Below are 21,439 nucleotides of genomic sequence, written 5' to 3'. Positions count from 1 at the left end.
TCTAATTATTAACAACAGATATGAACCTATTTGATGTTTATCCGCTCTTCGATATTACGCCCGTTCGGGCAGAGGGCGCTTACGTTTGGGATGACAAAGGCAAGCGTTACCTCGATTTCTACGGTGGTCACGCCGTTATCTCCATCGGGCACAGCCACCCGCACTATGTAAAGCGCATCGCGCGCCAGCTCTACGATATAGGCTTCTACTCCAACTCCGTGCAAATACCCATCCAGCAGGAATTGGCAACCAAGTTGGGCCAGCTAAGCAGCTGCGAGGAATACAGCCTTTTTTTATGCAACTCCGGAGCAGAAGCCAACGAGAATGCTCTGAAGGTGGCCTCTTTTCATACAGGTCGTAAGAAGGTAATTGCCTTTAAGGGAGCATTCCATGGCCGTACATCCGCTGCAGTGGCTGCCACCGACGACGAAAAAATACAAGCCCCGATCAATAAGACCGATAACATCATTTTTATACCCCTCAACGATATTTCTGCATTTGATAGCGCCCTGAAAGAACATGGCCCCGAAGTGGCAGCGGTTATTGTAGAAGGCATTCAAGGTGTTGGTGGCGTGCAAATCCCTGAAACAGATTTTCTGCAGGCTATCGCAAATGGTTGCGAAGCGCACGGAGCCCTGTTGATACTCGACGAGGTTCAGTCTGGCTATGGCCGCTCTGGCAAATTCTTTGCCCACCAGCATGCTGGCATAAAACCCCACCTGATTACCATGGCAAAAGGTATGGGGAATGGTTTCCCGGTTGCCGGCGTGCTTGTGTCACCTGCCATTGAGGCAAAACATGGTATGCTGGGGACCACCTTTGGAGGCAATTACCTTGCCTGTGCTGCTGCATTGGCAGTGCTTGAGGTGATTGAAAATGAAAACCTGATCCAGAACGCGGCACTAATGGGCCACCGTTTGATGGATGAGCTCAGCCAATTACCAGGCGTGAAAGAGGTCCGTGGACAAGGCCTGATGATCGGCGTTGAGCTGGATCAGCCATGTGCTGGCATCCGTAAGCAGCTGGTTCAGAAACATCAGATCTTCACGGGTTCATCCTCAAATAATCATACGCTGCGGTTACTACCGCCTTTAGGCATCGGATCCAGAGAGGTGAGCAGTCTGCTCGAAGCCCTTGAAGCCATACTTTACCAAACAGAACCACAATCCGTTTAATGAAAAAATTTACCGCTGTGCAAGATGTTGCCAACGTGGATGCGTTGGTACAGGAAGCACTATACCTCAAGAGTAACCCCTTTAAGTACAAGCACTTTGGCGAGAATAAGACATTAGGGCTTATTTTTTTGAATCCAAGCCTTCGCACACGCCTGAGCACTCAAAAAGCTGCCATTAACTTGGGTATGAATGTAATAGTGATGAACCTGGACAAAGAAGGCTGGGCCCTGGAAACACAGGAAGGCGCTATTATGAACGGCTCAACCGTGGAGCACATTAAGGAAGCAGCAGCAGTTATGGGGGAGTATTGCGATATTATCGGCATCCGCTCGTTCCCTAAATTACAGAACCGGGAAGAGGATTATAGCGAAGAGTTGCTTCAGCAGTTTATCGATTTTAGCAAAACCCCGATTGTGAGCCTGGAGTCTGCCACGCGGCATCCGCTGCAGAGCCTTGCCGACATGCTAACTATTACAGAGAACGTTCCTGCTGGTAAAAAGCCAAAGGTCGTGCTTAGTTGGGCTCCGCATATCAAACCAATCCCGCAATGTGTGGCTAACTCGTTCGCCGAATGGATGGGACAAGCTGATGTAGAACTTGTGATTACACACCCGGAAGGTTATGAACTGGCAGAGGAGTTTACCAAAGGCGCTACCATTACTACAAACCAACAGGAAGCCCTGGAGGGCGCGGATTTCGTGTACGTGAAAAACTGGTCGAGCTATACCCAATACGGCCAGGTGCTGACAGCGGGTGAAGGATGGATGCTCACGGAAGAGAAGCTACAGGCTACCAACAGCGCTAAAGTTATGCACTGCCTGCCCGTAAGGCGCAACGTAGAGCTAAGTGATGAAATACTAGATGGCCCTAACTCACTGGTGCTGGCGCAAGCCAACAACCGGACCTATGCCGCTCAGGCAGTTCTGAAGCGCATGCTGGAAGCACTTTAAAGTATTTAAAGTTAGATGTTTAAGTTAGGCTTTGTAAAATGGTTTTATGGCCATATCCTTGAAAGTATAAATTTACTATCTAACGTCTATCATCTAAAATCTAAACGATGGTCATAGTTAAAATAGGAGGCAATGTATTGGATAACCCGGATCGGCTGCATGGTTTTTTGGTTGATTTCGCGCAGCTCCCGGGCCCAAAGTTATTGGTACATGGCGGAGGCAAAATAGCCTCCGCCATGGGTCAACGCTTAGGCATTAACCCTAAAATGGTGGATGGCCGACGCATAACGGATGCTGAAACTCTAGATTTGGTTACCATGGTGTATGGTGGCTTGGTTAACAAGCAGGTAGTGGCAAAGCTACAGGCGGTAGGCTGTAATGCCATCGGGCTTACGGGTGCCGATGCTAACTGTATTGCTGCTCACAAACGCCCAGTTCGTGAGATAGATTACGGTTATGCTGGAGACGTGGCAGGTTCCCAAAGTATAAATATTCAAGCGCTGGAAGCGTTTTTTGCCGCAGGCCTAACGCCCGTGTTTGCCCCGCTCACCCACGATACCAAAGGCAGTATACTCAACACAAACGCTGATACCATTGCCTCTGTTTTGGCAACCGCGTTGGCTGCAAGGCATACCGTGCAATTGGTTTATAGCTTCGAGAAAAAAGGCGTGTTGCAGGATGCAACGGATGATAACTCTGTAATTCCTGATATAAACCTGCATAAGTATAATGAGCTGAAAGCCCAGGGTGTGGTGCATGCCGGCATGATCCCGAAACTCGATAACGCTTTTGGAGCCTTAAAGCAAGGAGTTGCAGAAGTGCTGATTTGCGAGGCTGAGGCACTTACAAGTATAAACACAGCAAGCTACAGCGGCACTACCTTAAGCCTGAACTAATGGAGCTACAGCAACTATTCGAAGAAGCCACGTTGCTTTTACAACAACTTATCGCGACGCCATCGCTGAGCCGGGAAGAAGACAAAACTGCGGACCTGCTTACTGGTTTTTTGAGAGATAAGGCTGTTCAGGGGGTAAACCGTAAGAAAAATAACGTCTGGTGTTTCAACAAGCACGCCAACCCACAACTACCGACCATCTTGCTTAATTCGCATCATGATACCGTGAAACCCAACGCCAGTTATACCCGCAACCCCTTTGAGCCTGCTATTGAAGATGGAAAGCTCTTTGGCTTGGGAAGTAATGATGCGGGATGTTGTCTGGTATCGCTCATCGCGGCTTTTTTATACTTTTATGAGCGAGACGATCTCCGGTATAATTTAGTGCTTGCAGCAACCGCAGAGGAAGAAATTAGTGGGCGCGACGGCATTGAACTCATTCTCCCGGAGCTAGGCAAACTGGATGCGGCCATTGTAGGCGAACCAACCGAAATGCACCTGGCTGTTGCAGAGAAAGGGCTTCTGGTCCTGGATTGCATCGCCAAGGGAAAAGCCGGCCATGCTGCCCGGGAGGAAGGTATAAACGCCATTTACGAAGCCTTGCCCGACATTAACTGGTTTCAGTCTTATCAGTTTCCGGAGGTTTCTGAGCACCTGGGGCCCGTAAAGATGAGTATTACAATAATTCAGGCTGGCTCTCAACACAATGTGGTACCAGACAGCTGCCAATTTACTGTTGATGTGCGTTTAACCGATGCTTATTCGATGGAGGAGGTGCTGGACACTATCCGCAAGCACGTGAAGGCGGAGGTTAAACCGCGCTCCATGCGCCTGAAGCCCTCCGGTATTTCCCTGGATCATCCACTGGTTCAGGCTGGCATAAAAATGGGGCGCACCACCTACGGCTCTCCTACAACCTCTGACCAGGCTTTGCTTCCAATCCCGTCCCTCAAAATGGGGCCGGGGTACTCCGGAAGGTCTCATATGGCCGATGAGTATATTTACCTGCATGAGATCAAAGAAGGAATAAGGTCTTACATTGAGCTCTTAGAGCAAGTAATCATTAAAAATTAGATTTTAAGTATACATCTGCGCTGTACCTATTCTCAGCGATTTAAGAAACCACCCGACAAGGGAACAAGTATGAAACTTTGGCAAAAAAAAACAGCGGTAGCTGCTGAGATAGAAAAGTTTACAGTTGGGCGCGACGCTGAGCTGGATATGGAGCTTGCCCGCTTCGATGTGTTGGGCTCGCTGGCCCACATCGAGATGCTGGAAAGCATAAACCTGCTTACTTCTGAGGAGCTTACATTACTGCAGGCTGAGCTCAAAAATATATATGCCATGATCGAGGCCGGTGAGTTTGCCATTGAGCCTGGCGTAGAAGATATCCACTCGCAGGTTGAGCTTGAACTGACGCGCAGGGTAGGAGAAGCCGGTAAGAAAATCCACAGTGGCCGCTCCCGAAACGACCAGGTGCTTGTTGACCTAAAGTTATACTTCCGCCATCAGCTGCAGGAAGTGGTGCAGGAAGTGCAATCCCTTTTCGAGGTGCTTCAGGCACAGAGCGACAAGTATAAATATGTGCTGCTGCCAGGCTACACACACTTGCAGGTTGCAATGCCCTCTTCCTTCGGCTTATGGTTTGGCGCCTACGCCGAGAGCTTGGTTGATGACATGCAGCTTCTATTGGCTGCTTACAAGATCACGGATAAGAACCCGTTGGGCTCAGCGGCAGGTTACGGTTCTTCGTTCCCGCTCAACCGCCAACTTACCACTGATTTGCTTGGCTTCGAGTCGATGAACTATAACGTGGTGTATGCGCAAATGGGCCGGGGCAAAACCGAGCGAACGGTAGCTACCGCACTGGCTGCCGTAGCCGCTACCATTGCCCGTATGAGCATGGACCTGTGCCTATACATGAGCCAGAACTTCGGGTTTATCACCTTGCCAGATCATCTTACAACCGGCTCCAGCATTATGCCGCATAAAAAGAACCCGGACGTATTTGAGCTTTTGCGCGGCAAGTGCAATAAACTGCAGGCGTTGCCAACAGACATCAGCATGTTGTTAATTAACCTCCCATCAGGTTACCACCGCGATTTGCAGTTGCTGAAAGAGAATCTTTTCCCGGCGTTCCGGGAAATAAGCAGCTGCCTGCAAATGATGACCTATATGGCAGAGCAGGTACAGGTGCGCGAAAATATATTGGCAGACGATAAGTATAAATACTTGTTCAGTGTAGATGCCGTAAACGAGCTTGTGCTGCAGGGAATACCCTTCCGGGATGCTTACAAGGAGGTGGGAGAGCAAATAGAGGCAGGCACCTTTGCACCGCCTGCAGAGGCCATGCATACACACGAGGGCAGCCTAGGTAACCTATGCAACCAACAAATAGCTAAACAGATGCAGCAAGTTGTGGCCGCCTTTAATTTTGAGCGCGTGGCCTCCGCTTACCAAAAGCTCATTGCTCAAGCCTAGAAAGTATAAAAGCCCTTTTCGGAAGTATAGTCGGGAAGGGCTTTTACTATTAATTCCAATGAAATTGTTGCTGCTTCAGCCTGTTTAGCTTTCGGGAGGTTTGCAGCAACGTGCCTACTAACAGGGCAAGAATCACGGCCAGCGCAATCACCAGGTAAGAAAGCACTTTCAATGACTTCATCTGCCGCTCGGCATCAGAGTATAATTCCAGCCCTACTTTCTCCTGTATGCTGCTTAAAGCATGTAACCGCTCTATGATCAGCTGAAAAGCAGCCATGCCATCAACTTTATACCTATCTTCCGCGTTGGCTCTGTCCTGATTTGAGCTTAAGCCAACAATAGTAGCCTGCATGTTGCTATAGGCCGCATTAGCAGTTAAAAAGCGCTTAAAATCAGCAGCTTCCTGTTCGGTTAGGTAAGTAGCCTCAAACTTTCTGATAAGAGAATCTAACTCTGCATTAAGGGCGGTCATTTCATGCGCCAATTCCTGCTGTTCTGCGGGGTTATCGCTCTGCAAGTGTTTCTCAAGCAAAAACCGGTTTTGGTAGTAGCGCTCCTGCATAGCCGATATATCAAGCGCCGGCACTAGCCTATCAGCGTACACAGACCTGAACTGCTGGCTCACTTGGGTCATACTATAGTTCACAAACCAATTTGCCATCACTATAATCAGAAACACTGCAGCCAGGGCAAGGGCTATCCTGTCTCGTTGCTTAATCCGGAAGGTCCAGCTCATAAATATCTATTGGTTACTCACCTTAATATAAGGTAATTAATAGAATAAGGCTAATCAAATTGTAAGCAGTGGTGAGTAATATCTTGAAATGATTCTAAAACTTATAACCCTGGCAGCGTATAAAATCACAGTTTGCATTAGTCAGTATAAATTCCGCTTGTGATCCCGATCAAAATACATACGCAGCCAGACGATTCTACCTGTGGCCCTACCAGCTTACATGCCGTGTACCGGTATTTCAAAGATGCTATTCCGCTCAGCGAGGTCATCAAAGAGGTTCCTTCGCTGGATGAGGGGGGCACACTGGAAGTGCTGCTGGCCTGCCATGCTTTGAGACGCGGCTATAGAGCCGAAATTTATACCTATAACATGTTCATTTTTGACCCTACGTGGGTAAAACTGAGCAACGAGGAGATCATACATAAGCTGGAAATGCAGCTTCAGTTTAAACAAGACAGTAAGTTTCAGCGTGCCACGCATGCCTACATTGATTTTCTGAGACTGGGCGGAGAACTGCGCTGCCGCGACTTGAACAAACAACTGCTCCGGGAGTATTTTGAGCAGGGTATACCGCTGCTTACTGGCCTCAGTGCCACATACCTGTACCAAAGCGCCCGCGAGTTTTCCGATGAAGAAGGTAACTCTATCTACGATGACATCCGGGGTTTGCCAATGGGGCATTTTGTGGTGCTCTGTGGTTTCGGCGAAGACCAGAAAAGCATCGTCGTGGCTGATCCTTACCGAGAGAACCCATACTTTAAAGATAACTACTACGAAGTGAAAGCAACACACCTTATTAACTCTATAATGCTGGGCATGGCTACTTACGATGCCAATCTCCTGGCCATTCAGCCACCTCAACGCGAACCCTTGCAAGACTAACCATGCGTAAAATTGTTGTTGTGGATTATCCCAAAGACTGGGATGAAGCAATTGAAGACACGGAAATTGTGGACGCACAGACGTACCTCACCGATACAGCTTATACCGATATCCGTAATGCCCGGATTTTTAACCTCTGCCGCTCGTACCGCTACCAAAGTGCCGGTTACTATGTTTCGTTGCTGTCTGAGGCACGGGGGCATAAGCCTATTCCGAGCGTTACAACCATGCAGGACCTAAAAAGCCCGACCATTGTGCGGGCCATTACCGTCGAGATCGAGGACCTGATACAGAAGAGCCTCCAGGGCTTGCGTTCCAAAACATTTACGCTGAGCATCTACTTTGGGCAGAACCTGGCCAAGAAGTACGAAAAGCTCTGCAAAGCGCTGCATGATCACTTTCAGGCCCCGCTACTGAAGGCGCAGTTCATACTTAAGGACCACTGGGTTTTGCAAAGTATTTCGCAGGTGCCCATAAACGAAGTGCCGGATCACCACCGCAAGTATTTAAAGAACTATGCCAAGAGTTACTTTGCACGCCACCGTTTTTCAGGTGCACGCATCTCTCGCAAAGTATACGACCTGGCCATACTTGTTGACCCACATGAAAAAGCACCGCCATCGAACGACAAAGCCATACAGCATTTTGTGGAAGCAGCTGAATCAATGGGGTTTTACACTGAGCTCATCACAAAGGAAGATTATCGCCGGCTACCAGAGTTTGATGCGCTATTTATCCGGGAAACCACAGCCGTTAACCACCATACCTACCGCTTTGCTCGGAAGGCTTACGCCGATGGACTGGTCGTTATTGATGATCCGGTATCTATACTTCGCTGTACTAACAAAGTATATTTAGCAGAGCTACTGGGCAAGGCCAAAGTGCCAATTCCTAAGACCATGATCATCCATAAGGATAACAGGCATTTGGTAGAAGAGGAGCTGGGTTTACCCTGCGTGCTTAAAAAGCCTGACAGCTCGTTTTCGCAGGGTGTGGTAAAAGCTAAGGATAAAGAGAGTCTGAAAATGGAACTGGATGCCTTGCTCGATGACTCGGAGTTAATAATAGGGCAGGAGTATACACCCACCGACTTTGACTGGCGCATTAGCGTGCTTGACAAGCAACCGCTTTATGCATGCAAATATTACATGGCAAAAGGTCACTGGCAAATTTATAACTGGAATGGCAAAAGGAAACAGGATGAAGAAGGCGATGGGGAAGTAGTGCCTTTCGAGGACGTGCCTTTTCATGTACTACATACAGCCCTAAAAGCGGCTAACCTAATCGGGAACGGCCTATACGGTGTGGATCTAAAAGAAATTGATGGCAAGGCTTATGTAATTGAAGTTAACGATAACCCAAGTATAGACGCCGGTGTAGAAGACCGAATCCTGAAAAAAGAACTCTACTCGTCCATCATCAAATCTATTAAGCAACGCATCGATAACTATAAAAACGGCAGAAACCATGACTAGAAAGCTGCACCTCTTTGAAGGGTTTGGAGTGGAAATGGAGTACATGATAGTGCACAAAGATACCCTGCACGTACTGCCGATTACAGACAAGCTCATTTACGATGCCGTGGGTGCGTATCTTTCCGATGTCGAATTTGGGGATATTGCCTGGAGCAACGAATTGGTATTGCATGTAGTGGAGTTAAAAACACAGGGGCCGGTGCAAAGTTTGGCGCATTTGGAGGAGGCATTTCAAAGACATGTGCAACAGATCAACCAAATGCTCGCGAAGTATGATGCAATGCTGCTACCAACTGGCGCACACCCGCTTATGAACCCCTACACGGATACCAGCCTGTGGCCGCACGAGCATAATGCCGTTTACGAAGCATATAACAAGATCTTCGACTGCAGGGGACACGGCTGGGCCAACCTGCAAAGCACGCACCTGAACTTGCCATTTTTTGATGATGCGGAATTCGGCAAACTTCATGCTGCTATCCGGGTGCTACTCCCGATCATACCTGCTCTTAGCGCATCATCTCCAGTTCTGGATGGGAAAATCACCGGCCTGGCCGACACGAGATTAGAAGTATACCGCAATAATCAGGAGAAGATTAAAAGTATAGCTGGCCAGGTAATACCAGAAGCAGTTTTTACGAAGGCTGATTATGAAGAGCAGATTCTTCAAAAAATGTATAAAGATATTGCTCTTTATGACCCCGAGGGCACTTTGCAAGAAGAGTTTCTTAATTCACGCGGCGCCATTGCACGGTTCGAAAGAAACACGATTGAGATCAGGATATTAGATATTCAGGAAAACCCCGTTGCAGACATTGCCATTGTGCAGGCTATTGTAGCTGCGCTGAAGGCTTTAATGTCAGAAAAATGGGTAAGGTTGGAAGTGCTAAAAAAATGGCATGAGGACCAGCTTGCAAGTATCTTTCTGGAAGTTATCAAGAATGGCCAGAATGCATCTATACTTGACACAGACTTCCTGGCTTTATTCGGTTACACTGCAAATGAAAGCACCACAGCGTTAAAGCTTTGGCAGCACATCCTTAAAGAAACAATTGATACTGAAGTTACGCCCGGAACGGCGCAAGCCCTGCACCACATACTTACCCACGGAAACCTATCGCATCGCATTTTGAAGGCGCTTGGAGAGGAACCATCCGAAGAACGGATAAACCAAGTATACCAGCAGTTGGCAAAATGCCTGCAAGAGGGCATCATGTTTATACCTGATACCCTATGCTGAGACTGATACTTACATGCGAGCATGGTGGCAATACTATTCCGCCTGATTTTAAAGCGCACTTTGAAAATCAACAGGAGGTACTCGCCACGCATAGAGGCTTCGATTTGGGGGCTCTAGACCTATTCAATCAAATGCAGGACCTAGCAGATAAAGCTTATTACGCTGAAACCTCCCGGCTACTTGTTGAGCTGAATAGGTCTTTGAAACATAAAGATTTATTCTCTGAGTTTACAAAACCCTTGCCCGAATCGGAACGGCAAAAGATAATCCGGGAGTATTACCAGCCTTACCGCCAAGAAGTAGAAGGGTTAGTACAGGATTTCGTTAGTGCAGGAAGGCAGGTTTTACATGTATCGGTGCATACCTTTACGCCAGAACTGAACGGTGAACAACGTGACGCAGACATAGGTTTGCTGTATGACCCAAAACGCCACGGAGAGCGTGAGTTTTGCCGAAGCTGGAAAAAGGAATTACGACGTCAAGATAAAAATCTGCTCGTTCGGTTTAATTACCCATACCTTGGCATTGCCGATGGTTTTCCAACTTACCTGCGGAAAAAGTTCAGCGAAAAACAGTACTTAGGTATAGAGTTGGAAGTAAACCAGAAGTTTGTGGAAGGCGAGCCGGCAGCTTGGGAGTCAATAACGCAATGTATAAAAAAAAGCTTAGCTGAGCTTATGGCTATGCACCGTTGAACTAGAAATGGTGAATAAACGCTTTAAATCAACAATTTTTAAAACAAAATACTAATATTAAAAGTATCTAATCTAAACTTGGCCTTTCAGCAAAAAAGTAGGCAAATTGCCGTGGAAACCTTAAGTTTGAACATTCTTTTTATGTATAACTCAAAAGTAAACTATGAAGATTAAAAATCTACTCCAATTGGTTGTTGTGCTAGCCACGGGCCAATTCATGTTCTCCTGTAGCTCAGCCGAATATTATAAGTTCTCCGCTGACAAGCCAGAGGCATATAACACTGTAAAGGCAAAGCCTGCTGCAGAGGCTATTGCAGAAAACACAGCAACTCCTACCGTTTCTGAGATTGCCCTGGCCGCAAACAATGAAAAGCAGGAGTCAGCTAAAGCAGCACCTGCTTTAGAAGCCAGTGCAACTGCTAAGCCAGCTGTTAAAGCACCTGCAAAAACAGCAGCATTAGTTAAAACGCCAGCTGTTGAGGAAGAGGTAAAATTAGAGAAGCGCGAAATGACTGTTGCAGAAGCCGAAGCGTTGGCTTTAGCCAAAGAACGTTTGGCAAACATGACGAAAGCTGAAAAGAAAGAGCTAAAGAAAGACCTGAAAGAGGCCATGCGACAGAGCCGTTCGCGTACTTCGGTGGTAGAAATCATACTAGCCATCTTCCTGCCGCCATTGGCTGTATTCCTGCACGACGGAATCGGAACCTCATTCTGGATCAACATTATCTTGACCTTGTTGTTCATTCTGCCAGGTATTATCCATGCCTTGCTTGTAGTAACTGATTCAATCTAGGTTAAGCGCAAGTAAAATGCATAAAAGAGCAGCATCGTATAGCACGGTGCTGCTCTTTGCTTTTATGGTAAACCACCTTTTTCTGTTCACGTTACAGTATACACAACATCTCAGCGCTAGATGCGCTAAAGAATAATCGGTAAAATAAACAGGCTACCCAATGGAGTACAAGGACTACTACAAAATACTGGGAGTTGATAAAAAAGCATCTCAGGCCGAGATTAAAAAGGCTTACCGTGCCCTGGCTAAAAAGTATCACCCTGATAAGAATAAGGATAACCCACAAGCAGAAGAGAAGTTCAAGGACATTAGTGAGGCATATGAGGTTTTAGGCGATCAAGAGAAACGCCAACAGTACGAGCAGCTCGGGGCTAACTGGCGGCAGTTTCAGCAGCACGGAGGAGGCTACGGCAGGCCGGGTGGGCAACAGCGCGGAGGCTACCAGGGCGGTTTCTCGGAAAGCGACCTGCACGACATGTTTGGCGGCGGTGGCGGTGGAGGCTTCTCTGATTTCTTTCAGCAATTCTTTGGCGGGGCTGCCGGCGGTGGCTTTGGCGGGCAACGGGCACGTACTTCAAAAAGGCAGGACTACCAGGCCGATATGGAGATAACCTTGCACGAGGCATTTACAGGAACGAGCCGCTTGCTTAACGTAAATAACCAGCAACTCCGCATCACAACTAAGCCCGGCGTGGCCGACGGACAGGTGCTCCGCATAAATGGAAAGGGCGCTCCGGGCCCGGCAGGGGGTATGCCAGGCGATCTTTATATAAACATCCACATAAAACCTGATCCTGCATTTAAGCGCCAGGGCGATGACCTTACCACAACACTTCCGTTGGATATGTACACCGCTATTTTGGGAGGAGACGCCCAAGTGAATACTATGACTGGAGCGCTAAAATTAAAGATCCCTGCCGGTACGCAAAGTGGTAAAAAACTCCGATTGCGCGGCAAAGGAATGCCCAAGTATGGCGAGCCTAATCAGCACGGAGATCTTTACGTAAAAATAGATGTAACATTGCCAACTGCTATCAGCTCTGAGGAGCGCGCGCTGCTAGAAAAACTGCGTGATATGCGCCAGGCGAAGGCAGTATAGGTGCCCAACTTTATACTTAGAAAGCTATGTTAGTGACGATTGAACAAAATAGAAGCCACACGCCGCTGGACAATTTTATTGAAAGCATCGCAGAAACCCAACTGACCTGCTATGCATCAGACCTATTACAGCAAAAAGGCTGTGAAAGCCTTAGCGAATTGAGTCAGGCCATACGCCGTGCCACAGAAGTATGCACCAGTATGCACCTGCCGCTGCAGGAAAACTTTAAGGTCGTTTACCGCTCCCGTAACGGGGAGGTGGTGCAAGACTGGCGGCTATCACCCATGGCATACATGCTGATGGTGCTTAATGCAAACTCACAGAACGACGTAGTGGCACGCACACAGGTAGAAATGGTAAAACGGATGCTTAATCTGTAAGTGCGGGCAAAGGTTTAGGTAACGCCTGTTGTTGTTCTAGCACGCTGTTCCAACCAAATTTGTGGCAGAGCCGCAACATGTTCTCAGGCACTTGCGCTTGGATGCGTATATTCTCGCCGGTAAAAGGATGTTCAAAGCGGAGCTCAGCAGCATGCAACAGTAAGTAGGGGCTATCAAGCTCTTCCAAGAACATTTTATTGTGCCGCCAATCGCCGTGGCGTTTGTCTCCGATGATGTAGTGCCGTATGTGCGCAAAATGCTTGCGAATCTGATGCATACGACCCGTTTCAGGCTTTACCTTTACCAGGCTGTAGCGCGCCGTTTGGTATGGCCCTACGGATATAGGTAGCTCAACGGTACCAATCCGCTCATAGTATGTTTGAGCATCCTGCGGCTCGCGGTGTTTGTGGTCCTTGTCTGGCCGAATAGGGTTATCAATCAATTCCGACTCTGGGGCGTAGCCTCGGGCAATTGCAAAGTATGTTTTATCTGGTTCGCGCGCCTCAAACTGTTTCACTATAGGTGCCGCTGCTTCTGAAGTTTTCGCAAATAACAGCACTCCGGAAGTGCCACGGTCCAGTCGGTGTATGGTAAACAGGTGGTAGCCTAGCTGATCGCGCAGCAATTGCAAAGCAAACTCTTTCTTCTCTTCAGCAATACGCGTACGATGCACAAGCAAACCATTCGGCTTATTGATAGCGACATAGTACGCATCCTCATAGATTATCTCTAACACGTTCCGCTTTTTTTTTGGCAAAGATAGCCAAACTGCCAAAACTAATAACAGGAGCAAACGCGTGGTAAAAATGCACTATCAGATAAATATGCCATATACAAGGCTTTTGCAGGTAACCAACGTATATTTGTTAAAATCAATTAAGAAAGAAGCGCGTTACAGATGGCAATTTCCTTGGATAACCTCCGTAGAGGTAAGAAATACAGGCTTAAAAATTACGGTGAAACCTTTGACTTTCAGGTAATGGATATGCCGGAGGAAAATACCTATAAAGTCAAAGACCTCTTAACACTGGATGTATACTTACTGCACGACCTAATCAAATATGGGAAAGGCAAAGATTTTGACCTAGAGGAACTGTAAGTTACTCCATTCTACAATAACGTAGGGCTCTTAGGATTCATCGCTTCTTACTATACTTTTTCTCGCTTTGTAACAGCCATCTCATAGCGGCTTCCTCTTCATAAAATACACTGAACTGCATAGTGTTGGGCAGCAAACGTTGTAGGTTCTCGTAAATTTTGTGCGAGATGATCTCCTGTATAGCATCACGGGGCAATACGCGGGCATAGCGCTCCAGACTTAGATGCTGCATTGTTTCGGCCCCAAGTGTTGCAACCCACCGCTGCCCGGAAAGGTCGATGTTAATCCCAAGCGTGTTGATGGAAAGGTACCTGCGTAAGTTGTAGTTTTGGGCTGTTTCAAGGCTTGCTGCAAAGGTCGCTTTAAACTCTTCCTCAGTTGGCTGGCGGAGCCATTTCAGTACGATCAGGCTATTCTTCTTGTCCACTGCAACAGTGGCAAAGTCTTTTTTAAAAGTATACATCATATACTTAGGGTTAAAGGGTGTTTGTTTTCATTAATGCGTACGTTACGGAGTCAAAATTGGCGTTAATATGCCTTGGCTTTCAATTGTTTGCTTATGCTATTTTGCAATATAATCATATTACTGTTTTAAAATATAACTATGCTATATACTTGGTAATTCTTATACAATGGTTGCAGTTTGATATACTTACACAGCCGCAACGGAGTGACAAGTATAGCGTATATTAGCCTAAAGAAGCTATTATTATGCAAGCAAAAGACCCGCATTACTTTGTGTATATCTATGGTAACCAGCACGGGGACGATGTTGAAATAGGTATTGCAGATAACCTGCGCCAAAACCGACCTTTTAATACAACCACTCAAACCCATGGGGAACAGCCAAAGCTTGTGTATTATGAACACTACAAAGCACAGGAGGAAGCCTTGAATAGGGAAAGACAGATAAAGGGCGGCTCAATGGATTCCACCTTTAGCTTGATAGAGTCAATGAACCCGAACTGGTTGGACCTTAGCGATACGCTAGACGATTAAAAGAGATAATTGATAGCTATAAAAGGTCGAAGCAACGTATGCTTCGGCCTTTTATAGTTAAAAGTCTGGACGTGAGCAAAGTGGTCGGTGCAGCACTATCATAACACCATACAACCTTAGAAATTGCTGACAGTTTACTTACCTTTGTATAATTGGGCCATTACAACAGCTCAATTGAAGCCTCAAAAGCCAGCTGTCAAAAAAAGAAATCTCTTTGATCAAGAATAAACTAAACAACCTGAGTGAGAACATTCGGCTTCAGCTGTTTGTGGTGCTGGTCGGTGTGCTACTACTTGCCGGTAAATTCACTGCGTTTATACTTACCAATTCCAATGCCATTCTTACCGATGCCCTGGAGTCTATCATAAACGTTGTAGCTGGAGCATTTTCACTGTATAGTTTGGTGCTGTCGGCTAGGCCACGAGACGAGAACCATCCGTATGGCCACGGGAAAATAGAATTCGTGGCCGCCACCCTAGAGGGCTCACTCATTATTGTTGCGGGTGGCGCTATTATGTTCAAGTCGGTTTTTAATCTGATAGAGCCGGTGCCCTTGCAAAAGCTGGACATAGGTATGCTTCTTATCGCTGCTTCCGGAGTTATCAATTTTGTTGTGGGTTTCCTTACGGAGAGGCGCGGCAAGCAAAGCAACTCCATGGTGTTGGAGGCTGGTGGTAAGCACCTGCAAACCGATGCTTACTCCACAGCAGGCATTCTAATTGGGCTGGTGCTTATTTACCTAACAGACCAGATTTGGTTGGACAGCGTAGTAGCCATACTATTTGGTTTGATGATCGGGATTACAGGTTACCGCATTTTGCGCAGCTCCATTGCAGGTATTATGGATGAAGCTGATTATGAGCTTTTAAAGCGTATTGTGAATGTACTAAACGAAAATCGTCATGAAAACTGGATAGACATACACAATCTCCGGGTAATAAAATATGGCTCCACATTGCATATTGATTGCCACCTGACTGTGCCTTGGTACTTGAACGTGCTGGAAGCGCATGATGAGGTCGAGGCAGTGGCCATGGTTATCCGTGAAAAGATAGACCCAAGTATAGAGCTGTTCATTCACACCGACCCTTGTATTGCTCCTTCGTGCGCCATCTGCACCAAAACTGATTGCGAGGTGAGAAGGCAAGCTTTTATGGCAAGGGTAGAATGGGATTTCGACAAAGTTATAGCAGACCGAAAGCACGGCACGTACTAAAAATCTAAGGTATGGAAAAGTATAGAATTGCGGTTGTTGGTATTGGTGGAGTTGGAGGATATTATGGCGGAAAGTTGGCGCAGCGCTTCGCTGCCGATGAGTCGCATGAGGTTATTTTTATAGCCCGCGGCGAGCATAAGGCTGCCATGCTCGAGCATGGATTAAAAATCGAGATGGGCAATGAATCTTTCACCGCGCATCCTAATACGATCACTGACCGATCAGAGCAACTTGGCCCACTGGACCTAGTACTATTCTGTGTGAAGAGCTACAGCCTGGAGCAAGTAGCAGAACAACTGGCAGCAAACATTGCACCTAGCACGGTGCTCTTGCCATTGCTTAATGGAATTGACGGCATGGATTATTTGCACGAGCGTTTCTCGGGTACCACTACGCTTTGGGGCTGCGTATACATTATCTCGAGTATAAAAGCGGCAGGTATAGTGCAGGTGCAGGGCAAGTATAACCGGCTTATCTGGGGTAAGCCAGAGCTTTCAGAAACCACTCGCCAGAAGCTGGATTGGCTTTTTACAGAAGCAGGCATTAACCATGAGTTTTACGCTAAGGAAGTAGCTGAGAAAGTATGGGAAAAGTTCTCATTTATTTCACCAGTAGGCTCGTTAACTTCATTTACTCATAAATCGATGGGGGACATAACCAATGACCCTAAACTGAAAGCGCAATTGGCGCAACTGATAGAGGAGCTGGCAAGCCTGGCAAAAGCGAAAGGATTAGAATTGCCGGCAGATATTGTGCAGCGAAATTTGGCCATAGTAGATAAACTCCCGCCAACGGCAACCTCTTCAATGCAGCGCGACGTGGTTGCCGGAAAGCAGTCTGAAGTGGAAACGTTAACGGGCTATATCGTTAGAGAAGCAGCAACGTTTAGCGTGGATGTACCGCTTTACCAAGAAATTTATAAAGGGCTGAAGCAGCAGTAACCTTCTTCTAAATTAACTGAAACCGCTTGCCGGGCATTGCTTTAATAATTCCTTTAAACTCCAGCCCTAAAAGCACCGATGCTAAGAGGCTTACAGGCAACTGGGCTTTCCAGCTCAGATTATCTATGTGTTCTTCGCGGGTCTGTTTCAGTACGCTCAACACCTTTAGCTCGTCCTCACTATAATCTGCGGGGTTAAAGGCGGCAACTGTAGTTTTAGCGGCTGCTTCATCCTCCAGGTCCCAGTTCAGTAACTCCACCAGATCCTGCACCGAAGTATAGGCCACAGCTTTCAATGACTTGATCAGGTAATTTGTGCCCTCGGAAACAGGGGAGGTGATGTTGCCCGGAACGGCCATAACTTCTTTGTCGTAGCTGTGGGCGATATCGGCGGTGATCAGGGTGCCGCTTTTCATGGCTGCTTCCACTACAATGGTGCAGTCGCTCATGCCGGCTATAATACGGTTGCGCGCCGGGAAACGCGGGGCGTCGGGCTTGGTGCCGAACGTATTCTCAGTCAGTAAGCCGCCCTGCGTCAGCATGCGCTCGGCATACTTGCGGTGCACGGCAGGGTATACTATGTCGGGCCCACTGGCCATTACGCCTATGGTTGGCAGGCCGGCCTGCAGGGCCGCACGGTGCGCTACTACATCCACGCCATAGGCCAGCCCACTCACGATCATCACATTATAAGCCTTTAGTTCTTCCACAATGCGCTCGGTAACTGTTTGGCCGTAAGCTGAAATCTGGCGCGTGCCCACCATACTTACAATCCTACGCTGGTTTAGATTGGCATTGCCACGGTAGTAAAGCATCGTTGGGGCATCAGGCACTTGTTTTAGCCTGTCCGGATACTTGGGCGATGTATAAAATAGCAGTTGCACGCCTTCCTCCGTCGCGCGTTTAACGCACTCCTCAGCTTGTACCAAAGCAGTTCGTGCGTGTTCGGCTATACTTTTAACCAGTTTCGGGCCGACCCCCGGAATTTTTAACAGCTTACCGGGTGGAGCCTGGAAAACAGCTTTGGGTGAGCCGCAATAGCTCACCAGCTGGCGTGTTAGCTGTGCGCCAACCCCCGGCAACCTCGTGAGGGCTGCTTCATAAATATTCTGCTCATCAACCATATGGTTAAGAACGTACGCAGGATTTATACTTTGGTATTCAGTTGATCCTTAATGCCCTGCAAAAAAGTACGCACTTTCGCCAAAGACTCTATGATTTCCATCTTGTCTTTGGCCTGCACAGGCTTGTTGCGCATCACGTCTTTGGCGCCCTGAATAGTATAGCCGCGCTCTTTAACCAAGTGGTAAACGGTGCGTAGGGTTTCAATATCCTTAGGTGTATACTGGCGGTTACCTTTTTTATTTTTTTTCGGCCTAAGCTGCTCAAATTCAGTCTCCCAAAAACGAATCAACGAAGGGGCTACTTGAAACATACCAGCTACTTCGCCAATGGTGTAATATTGTTTTTCTATATCTTTTTCCTTGTAAGGCATAAGTTTCTTGTGATTAAAAAGCTAAAGCCGTGTAATTTTCAGCCAAATGTTCCTGATTACGGCTAAATATGCTACTTTTGCTTATAATGTGCTTGCGGTATCAGGTTATATAATCCTGTTCCGATTGGCAAAAATTAGATATTTTTCTCTCTTAAACAACAAGTATAGCACTAAGTATCTAAAGGCTTAACACTCATACATGAATTCAGCTGAAATTAGACAAAAGTTCCTGGACTTCTTCGCTTCCAAACAGCACCAGATTGTGTCTTCTGCCCCTATTGTGGTAAAGGATGACCCCACCCTCATGTTCATTAATGCAGGTATGGCTCCCTTTAAAGATTATTTCCTGGGCAACAAACCTGCGCCTAACAAGCGCATTGCAGATACGCAGAAGTGCCTGCGCGTAAGCGGAAAGCATAACGACCTGGAGGAAGTAGGCTACGACACTTACCACCATACCATGTTTGAGATGCTGGGCAACTGGTCTTTTGGCGATTACTTTAAGAAAGAAGCCTTAGAGTGGGCCTGGGAGCTGCTTACGGAAGTATACCAACTGCCAAAGGACAGGCTTTATGTTTCTGTGTTTGAGGGAGACCCTTCTGAAAACCTGGTAAAAGACCAGGAAGCATACGATATCTGGAAGACTATGATCGCTGAGGACCGCATCCTGATGGGGTCTAAGAAGGATAATTTCTGGGAGATGGGCGATACCGGCCCTTGCGGACCGTGCACTGAGATACACATTGATTTGCGTGCCGATGAAGAACGCGCTGCCGTAAACGGCAAGGACCTGGTAAACAACGACCACCCACAGGTTGTGGAGATCTGGAACAACGTGTTCATGGAGTTTAACCGCCTGGCTGATGGCAGGCTGGTAAAACTGCCTGCACAGCACGTAGATACAGGTATGGGCTTCGAGCGTTTGTGCATGGCCATCCAAGGCAAGCGCTCTAACTACGACACCGACGTATTCCAGCCGCTAATCCAGTACATCGCAAAAGAAGCCGGCGTAACTTATGGCGACGATGAGAAAAAAGACATCGCCATCCGCGTTATAGCCGACCACATACGTGCCATTTCCTTCACAATTGCCGATGGTCAGCTGCCATCCAACAACAAGGCCGGTTACGTGATCCGTCGTATTCTGCGCCGCGCGGTGCGTTACGGCTTTACCTTCCTTGATTTTAAAAAACCATTCCTGTATAAGCTCACTGAAGTACTGGCCGAGCAGACAGCACACGTATTCCCGGAGCTGAAGCAGCAGCTTGGGTTTGTGCAGCGCGTTATTGAGGAGGAGGAAAATGCTTTCTTGCGTACACTGGAGAATGGCCTTAAGCGCCTCGATGCACTGGAGGATACCTTTAAGCAGCAGCAAAACACCATCGATGGGAAAACGGCTTTTGAGCTATACGACACCTTTGGCTTCCCGCTGGACCTAACTGCCCTGATTGCCCGTGAAAAAGGCCTGAAGGTTGATGAGTCAGGCTTTGCCAAAGAAATGGAGCAGCAGAAAAACCGCTCACGTAATGCTTCTGCCACCGAGCAAAGCGACTGGGTCATACTTCAGCCCGACGTTGTGAACGAGTTTATCGGCTATGACTGCGACACCAGCGATGCACACATAGTTCGTTACCGCCAGGTAAAGGCCAAGAATAAAAGCGAATACCACCTTGTACTTGATCGAACGCCTTTCTACGCCGAAAGCGGTGGACAGGTAGGGGATATAGGATACTTAGTGTCTGGAGATGAGCGCGTGGAGGTGTTGGATACCAAAAAGGAGAACGACCTAATACTTCACATCACCGCTAAGTTGCCGCAAAACCTGGAGGCTGGCTTCAGCGCTGAGATTGATGCCGAACGCCGCAACCTGATCAGAAAAAATCACTCGGCCACGCACCTGCTTCATGCTGCCCTGCGCACCGTTCTCGGCGACCACGTGCAACAGCGCGGCTCCCTGGTGAGCGAGAAAGTACTGCGCTTTGACTTTTCGCACTTTGCAAAGGTAGAGGATGCTGAGTTGCGCCAGATTGAGCACATCGTGAACGAGCGCGTGCGCCAGGCCATTCCATTGGATGAGCGACGCAATGTACCGATCGATGAAGCCAAGGAGCTAGGCGCCATGGCCCTTTTCGGTGAAAAGTATGGCGACTTTGTTCGCGTGATCACTTTCGGCAGCGAGTATTCTGTAGAGCTTTGCGGTGGAACCCATGTGCACAACACCGGCAACATCGGATATTTCAAGATTATCGGGGAGAGCTCTGTGGCAGCAGGTGTGCGCCGCATTGAGGCTGTAACAGCCACTGGCGCGGAAGAATACATGCAGCAGCAGCTAAACGAACTGAACGCGGTGCGCGAGGTGCTAAATACGCAAAGCAATATATCGGGTGCCGTGCAAAAAATGCAGGAGGACCTGAAAGCACTTCAAAAGCAACTGGAGCAGTTTGAGCTCAAGCAACTGGGCACACTAAAGGATACCCTGGCAGACAAAGCCCAGACCATTGGCGAAGTAAAGCTGATTGCCGAGCGCGTTAACCTAAGCTCAGCCGATTACCTGAAAAAACTGGCCTTTGATATGCGTCAGGTGGTAGAAAACCTGGTACTCATACTTGCCGCCGAGATTGACGGAAAACCGCAGATTGCTGTAATGCTATCGGATAACCTGGTGCAGGATAAAGGTATGAACGCTAGCCAGATGGTGCGCGAACTTGCCAAGGAAATAAAAGGCGGCGGCGGTGGCCAGCCGTTTTATGCCACAGCAGGCGGCAAAGATGTAGCAGGCCTCGAAGCCGTGCCGGCTAAGGCACAGGAACTTGTTCAGTCTATTATTAACGGATAATCATTAAATGCTCGTGCAGCTTAATCCGCAAGCTATACTTACCTGTGGATTAA

22 protein-coding genes are annotated in these 21,439 nt (G+C 47.7%); 17 read left to right on the top strand and 5 right to left on the bottom strand.

What is annotated here, in order from left to right; genetic code table 11:
* The first annotated feature begins 20 nt into the window (after positions 1–20).
* From D1627_RS06965 to argH, 5 genes are all read left to right on the top strand, one after another.
* On the top strand, positions 21–1,175 hold the full coding sequence (locus D1627_RS06965; RefSeq protein ID WP_119431503.1) for an aspartate aminotransferase family protein: 1,155 nt from the start codon (positions 21–23) through the stop codon (positions 1,173–1,175).
* A complete protein-coding gene (locus tag D1627_RS06960; protein WP_119431502.1) occupies positions 1,175–2,125 on the top strand; it encodes a Rossmann-fold NAD(P)-binding domain-containing protein in 951 nt (316 codons plus the stop codon). Before D1627_RS06965 ends, D1627_RS06960 begins: the two co-directional genes overlap by 1 nt.
* 107 nt (positions 2,126–2,232) lie before the next feature.
* Positions 2,233–3,021, top strand: coding sequence for an acetylglutamate kinase (argB, locus tag D1627_RS06955; RefSeq protein ID WP_119431501.1), 789 nt, complete (start codon positions 2,233–2,235; stop codon positions 3,019–3,021).
* On the top strand, positions 3,021–4,094 hold the full coding sequence (locus tag D1627_RS06950; protein ID WP_119431500.1) for a M20 family metallo-hydrolase: 1,074 nt from the start codon (positions 3,021–3,023) through the stop codon (positions 4,092–4,094). Before argB ends, D1627_RS06950 begins: the two co-directional genes overlap by 1 nt.
* Before the next feature lie 69 nt (positions 4,095–4,163).
* Complete coding sequence (gene argH, locus D1627_RS06945; protein ID WP_119431499.1) at positions 4,164–5,501, top strand: argininosuccinate lyase; 1,338 nt, start codon at positions 4,164–4,166, stop codon at positions 5,499–5,501.
* Positions 5,502–5,550: 49 nt separating this feature from the next.
* Here the strand turns inward: argH and D1627_RS06940 are convergent, their stop codons facing one another.
* Positions 5,551–6,237 carry an MCP four helix bundle domain-containing protein gene (locus D1627_RS06940; RefSeq protein ID WP_119431498.1) on the bottom strand — a complete coding sequence of 229 codons (687 nt, stop codon included), beginning with the start codon at positions 6,235–6,237 and terminating at the stop codon, positions 5,551–5,553.
* Between the two features lie 159 nt (positions 6,238–6,396).
* On the opposite strand from D1627_RS06940, the gene D1627_RS06935 reads away from it, so the two are divergent.
* From D1627_RS06935 to D1627_RS06905, 7 genes are all read left to right on the top strand, one after another.
* A complete protein-coding gene (locus tag D1627_RS06935; protein ID WP_119431497.1) occupies positions 6,397–7,119 on the top strand; it encodes a peptidase-C39 like family protein in 723 nt (240 codons plus the stop codon).
* A 2-nt stretch (positions 7,120–7,121) separates the two neighbouring features.
* Positions 7,122–8,594, top strand: a complete 1,473-nt coding sequence (locus D1627_RS06930) for a RimK family protein (RefSeq protein WP_119431496.1) — start codon at positions 7,122–7,124, stop codon at positions 8,592–8,594.
* A complete protein-coding gene (locus D1627_RS06925) occupies positions 8,587–9,834 on the top strand; it encodes a carboxylate-amine ligase (protein ID WP_119431495.1) in 1,248 nt (415 codons plus the stop codon). Before D1627_RS06930 ends, D1627_RS06925 begins: the two co-directional genes overlap by 8 nt.
* Entirely contained in the window at positions 9,828–10,529 is a 702-nt protein-coding gene (locus D1627_RS06920; RefSeq protein ID WP_119431494.1) for an N-formylglutamate amidohydrolase, read from the top strand. Before D1627_RS06925 ends, D1627_RS06920 begins: the two co-directional genes overlap by 7 nt.
* 163 nt (positions 10,530–10,692) lie before the next feature.
* Positions 10,693–11,322 carry a YqaE/Pmp3 family membrane protein gene (locus D1627_RS18645; protein ID WP_317125197.1) on the top strand — a complete coding sequence of 210 codons (630 nt, stop codon included), beginning with the start codon at positions 10,693–10,695 and terminating at the stop codon, positions 11,320–11,322.
* A gap of 160 nt (positions 11,323–11,482) precedes the next feature.
* Positions 11,483–12,421, top strand: a complete 939-nt coding sequence (locus tag D1627_RS06910; protein ID WP_119431493.1) for a DnaJ C-terminal domain-containing protein — start codon at positions 11,483–11,485, stop codon at positions 12,419–12,421.
* Positions 12,422–12,447: 26 nt separating this feature from the next.
* Entirely contained in the window at positions 12,448–12,801 is a 354-nt protein-coding gene (locus tag D1627_RS06905; protein ID WP_233555539.1) for a hypothetical protein, read from the top strand.
* On the opposite strand, the gene D1627_RS06900 is transcribed toward D1627_RS06905, so the two are convergent.
* Complete coding sequence (locus D1627_RS06900; RefSeq protein WP_119431841.1) at positions 12,791–13,537, bottom strand: pseudouridine synthase; 747 nt, start codon at positions 13,535–13,537, stop codon at positions 12,791–12,793. The genes D1627_RS06905 and D1627_RS06900 overlap by 11 nt on opposite strands.
* A 162-nt stretch (positions 13,538–13,699) precedes the next feature.
* Here D1627_RS06900 and D1627_RS06895 point away from each other — a divergent pair, with 162 nt between their 5' ends.
* A complete protein-coding gene (locus tag D1627_RS06895; protein WP_119431492.1) occupies positions 13,700–13,900 on the top strand; it encodes a hypothetical protein in 201 nt (66 codons plus the stop codon).
* A gap of 37 nt (positions 13,901–13,937) precedes the next feature.
* Here D1627_RS06895 and D1627_RS06890 read toward each other — a convergent pair whose 3' ends face one another.
* Complete coding sequence (locus D1627_RS06890) at positions 13,938–14,366, bottom strand: hypothetical protein (RefSeq protein ID WP_119431491.1); 429 nt, start codon at positions 14,364–14,366, stop codon at positions 13,938–13,940.
* A gap of 245 nt (positions 14,367–14,611) precedes the next feature.
* Here D1627_RS06890 and D1627_RS06885 point away from each other — a divergent pair, with 245 nt between their 5' ends.
* The 3 genes from D1627_RS06885 (at position 14,612) to D1627_RS06875 (ending at position 17,056) form a co-directional block, all read left to right on the top strand.
* Positions 14,612–14,899, top strand: a complete 288-nt coding sequence (locus D1627_RS06885; RefSeq protein ID WP_119431490.1) for a GIY-YIG nuclease family protein — start codon at positions 14,612–14,614, stop codon at positions 14,897–14,899.
* A 214-nt stretch (positions 14,900–15,113) separates the two neighbouring features.
* On the top strand, positions 15,114–16,115 hold the full coding sequence (locus D1627_RS06880; protein WP_233555538.1) for a cation diffusion facilitator family transporter: 1,002 nt from the start codon (positions 15,114–15,116) through the stop codon (positions 16,113–16,115).
* Positions 16,116–16,126: 11 nt separating this feature from the next.
* Complete coding sequence (locus tag D1627_RS06875) at positions 16,127–17,056, top strand: ketopantoate reductase family protein (protein WP_119431489.1); 930 nt, start codon at positions 16,127–16,129, stop codon at positions 17,054–17,056.
* A 7-nt stretch (positions 17,057–17,063) separates the two neighbouring features.
* Here the strand turns inward: D1627_RS06875 and dprA are convergent, their stop codons facing one another.
* Together dprA and D1627_RS06865 are read right to left on the bottom strand one after the other, a co-directional pair.
* Positions 17,064–18,179: a DNA-processing protein DprA gene (gene dprA, locus D1627_RS06870; protein WP_119431488.1), complete on the bottom strand. Its 1,116-nt coding sequence runs from the start codon at positions 18,177–18,179 to the stop codon at positions 17,064–17,066.
* 23 nt (positions 18,180–18,202) lie between these two features.
* Positions 18,203–18,550, bottom strand: coding sequence for a MerR family transcriptional regulator (locus tag D1627_RS06865; RefSeq protein WP_119431487.1), 348 nt, complete (start codon positions 18,548–18,550; stop codon positions 18,203–18,205).
* Between the two features lie 199 nt (positions 18,551–18,749).
* Between D1627_RS06865 and alaS the strand changes: the two genes are divergently transcribed.
* A complete protein-coding gene (alaS, locus tag D1627_RS06860; protein ID WP_119431486.1) occupies positions 18,750–21,386 on the top strand; it encodes an alanine--tRNA ligase in 2,637 nt (878 codons plus the stop codon).
* The last annotated feature ends 53 nt before the right edge of the window (positions 21,387–21,439 follow it).

This window comes from Pontibacter oryzae (assembly GCF_003576375.1).
GTDB lineage: Bacteria > Bacteroidota > Bacteroidia > Cytophagales > Hymenobacteraceae > Pontibacter > Pontibacter oryzae.
This window is presented reverse-complemented; position numbering and strand designations above follow the sequence as displayed.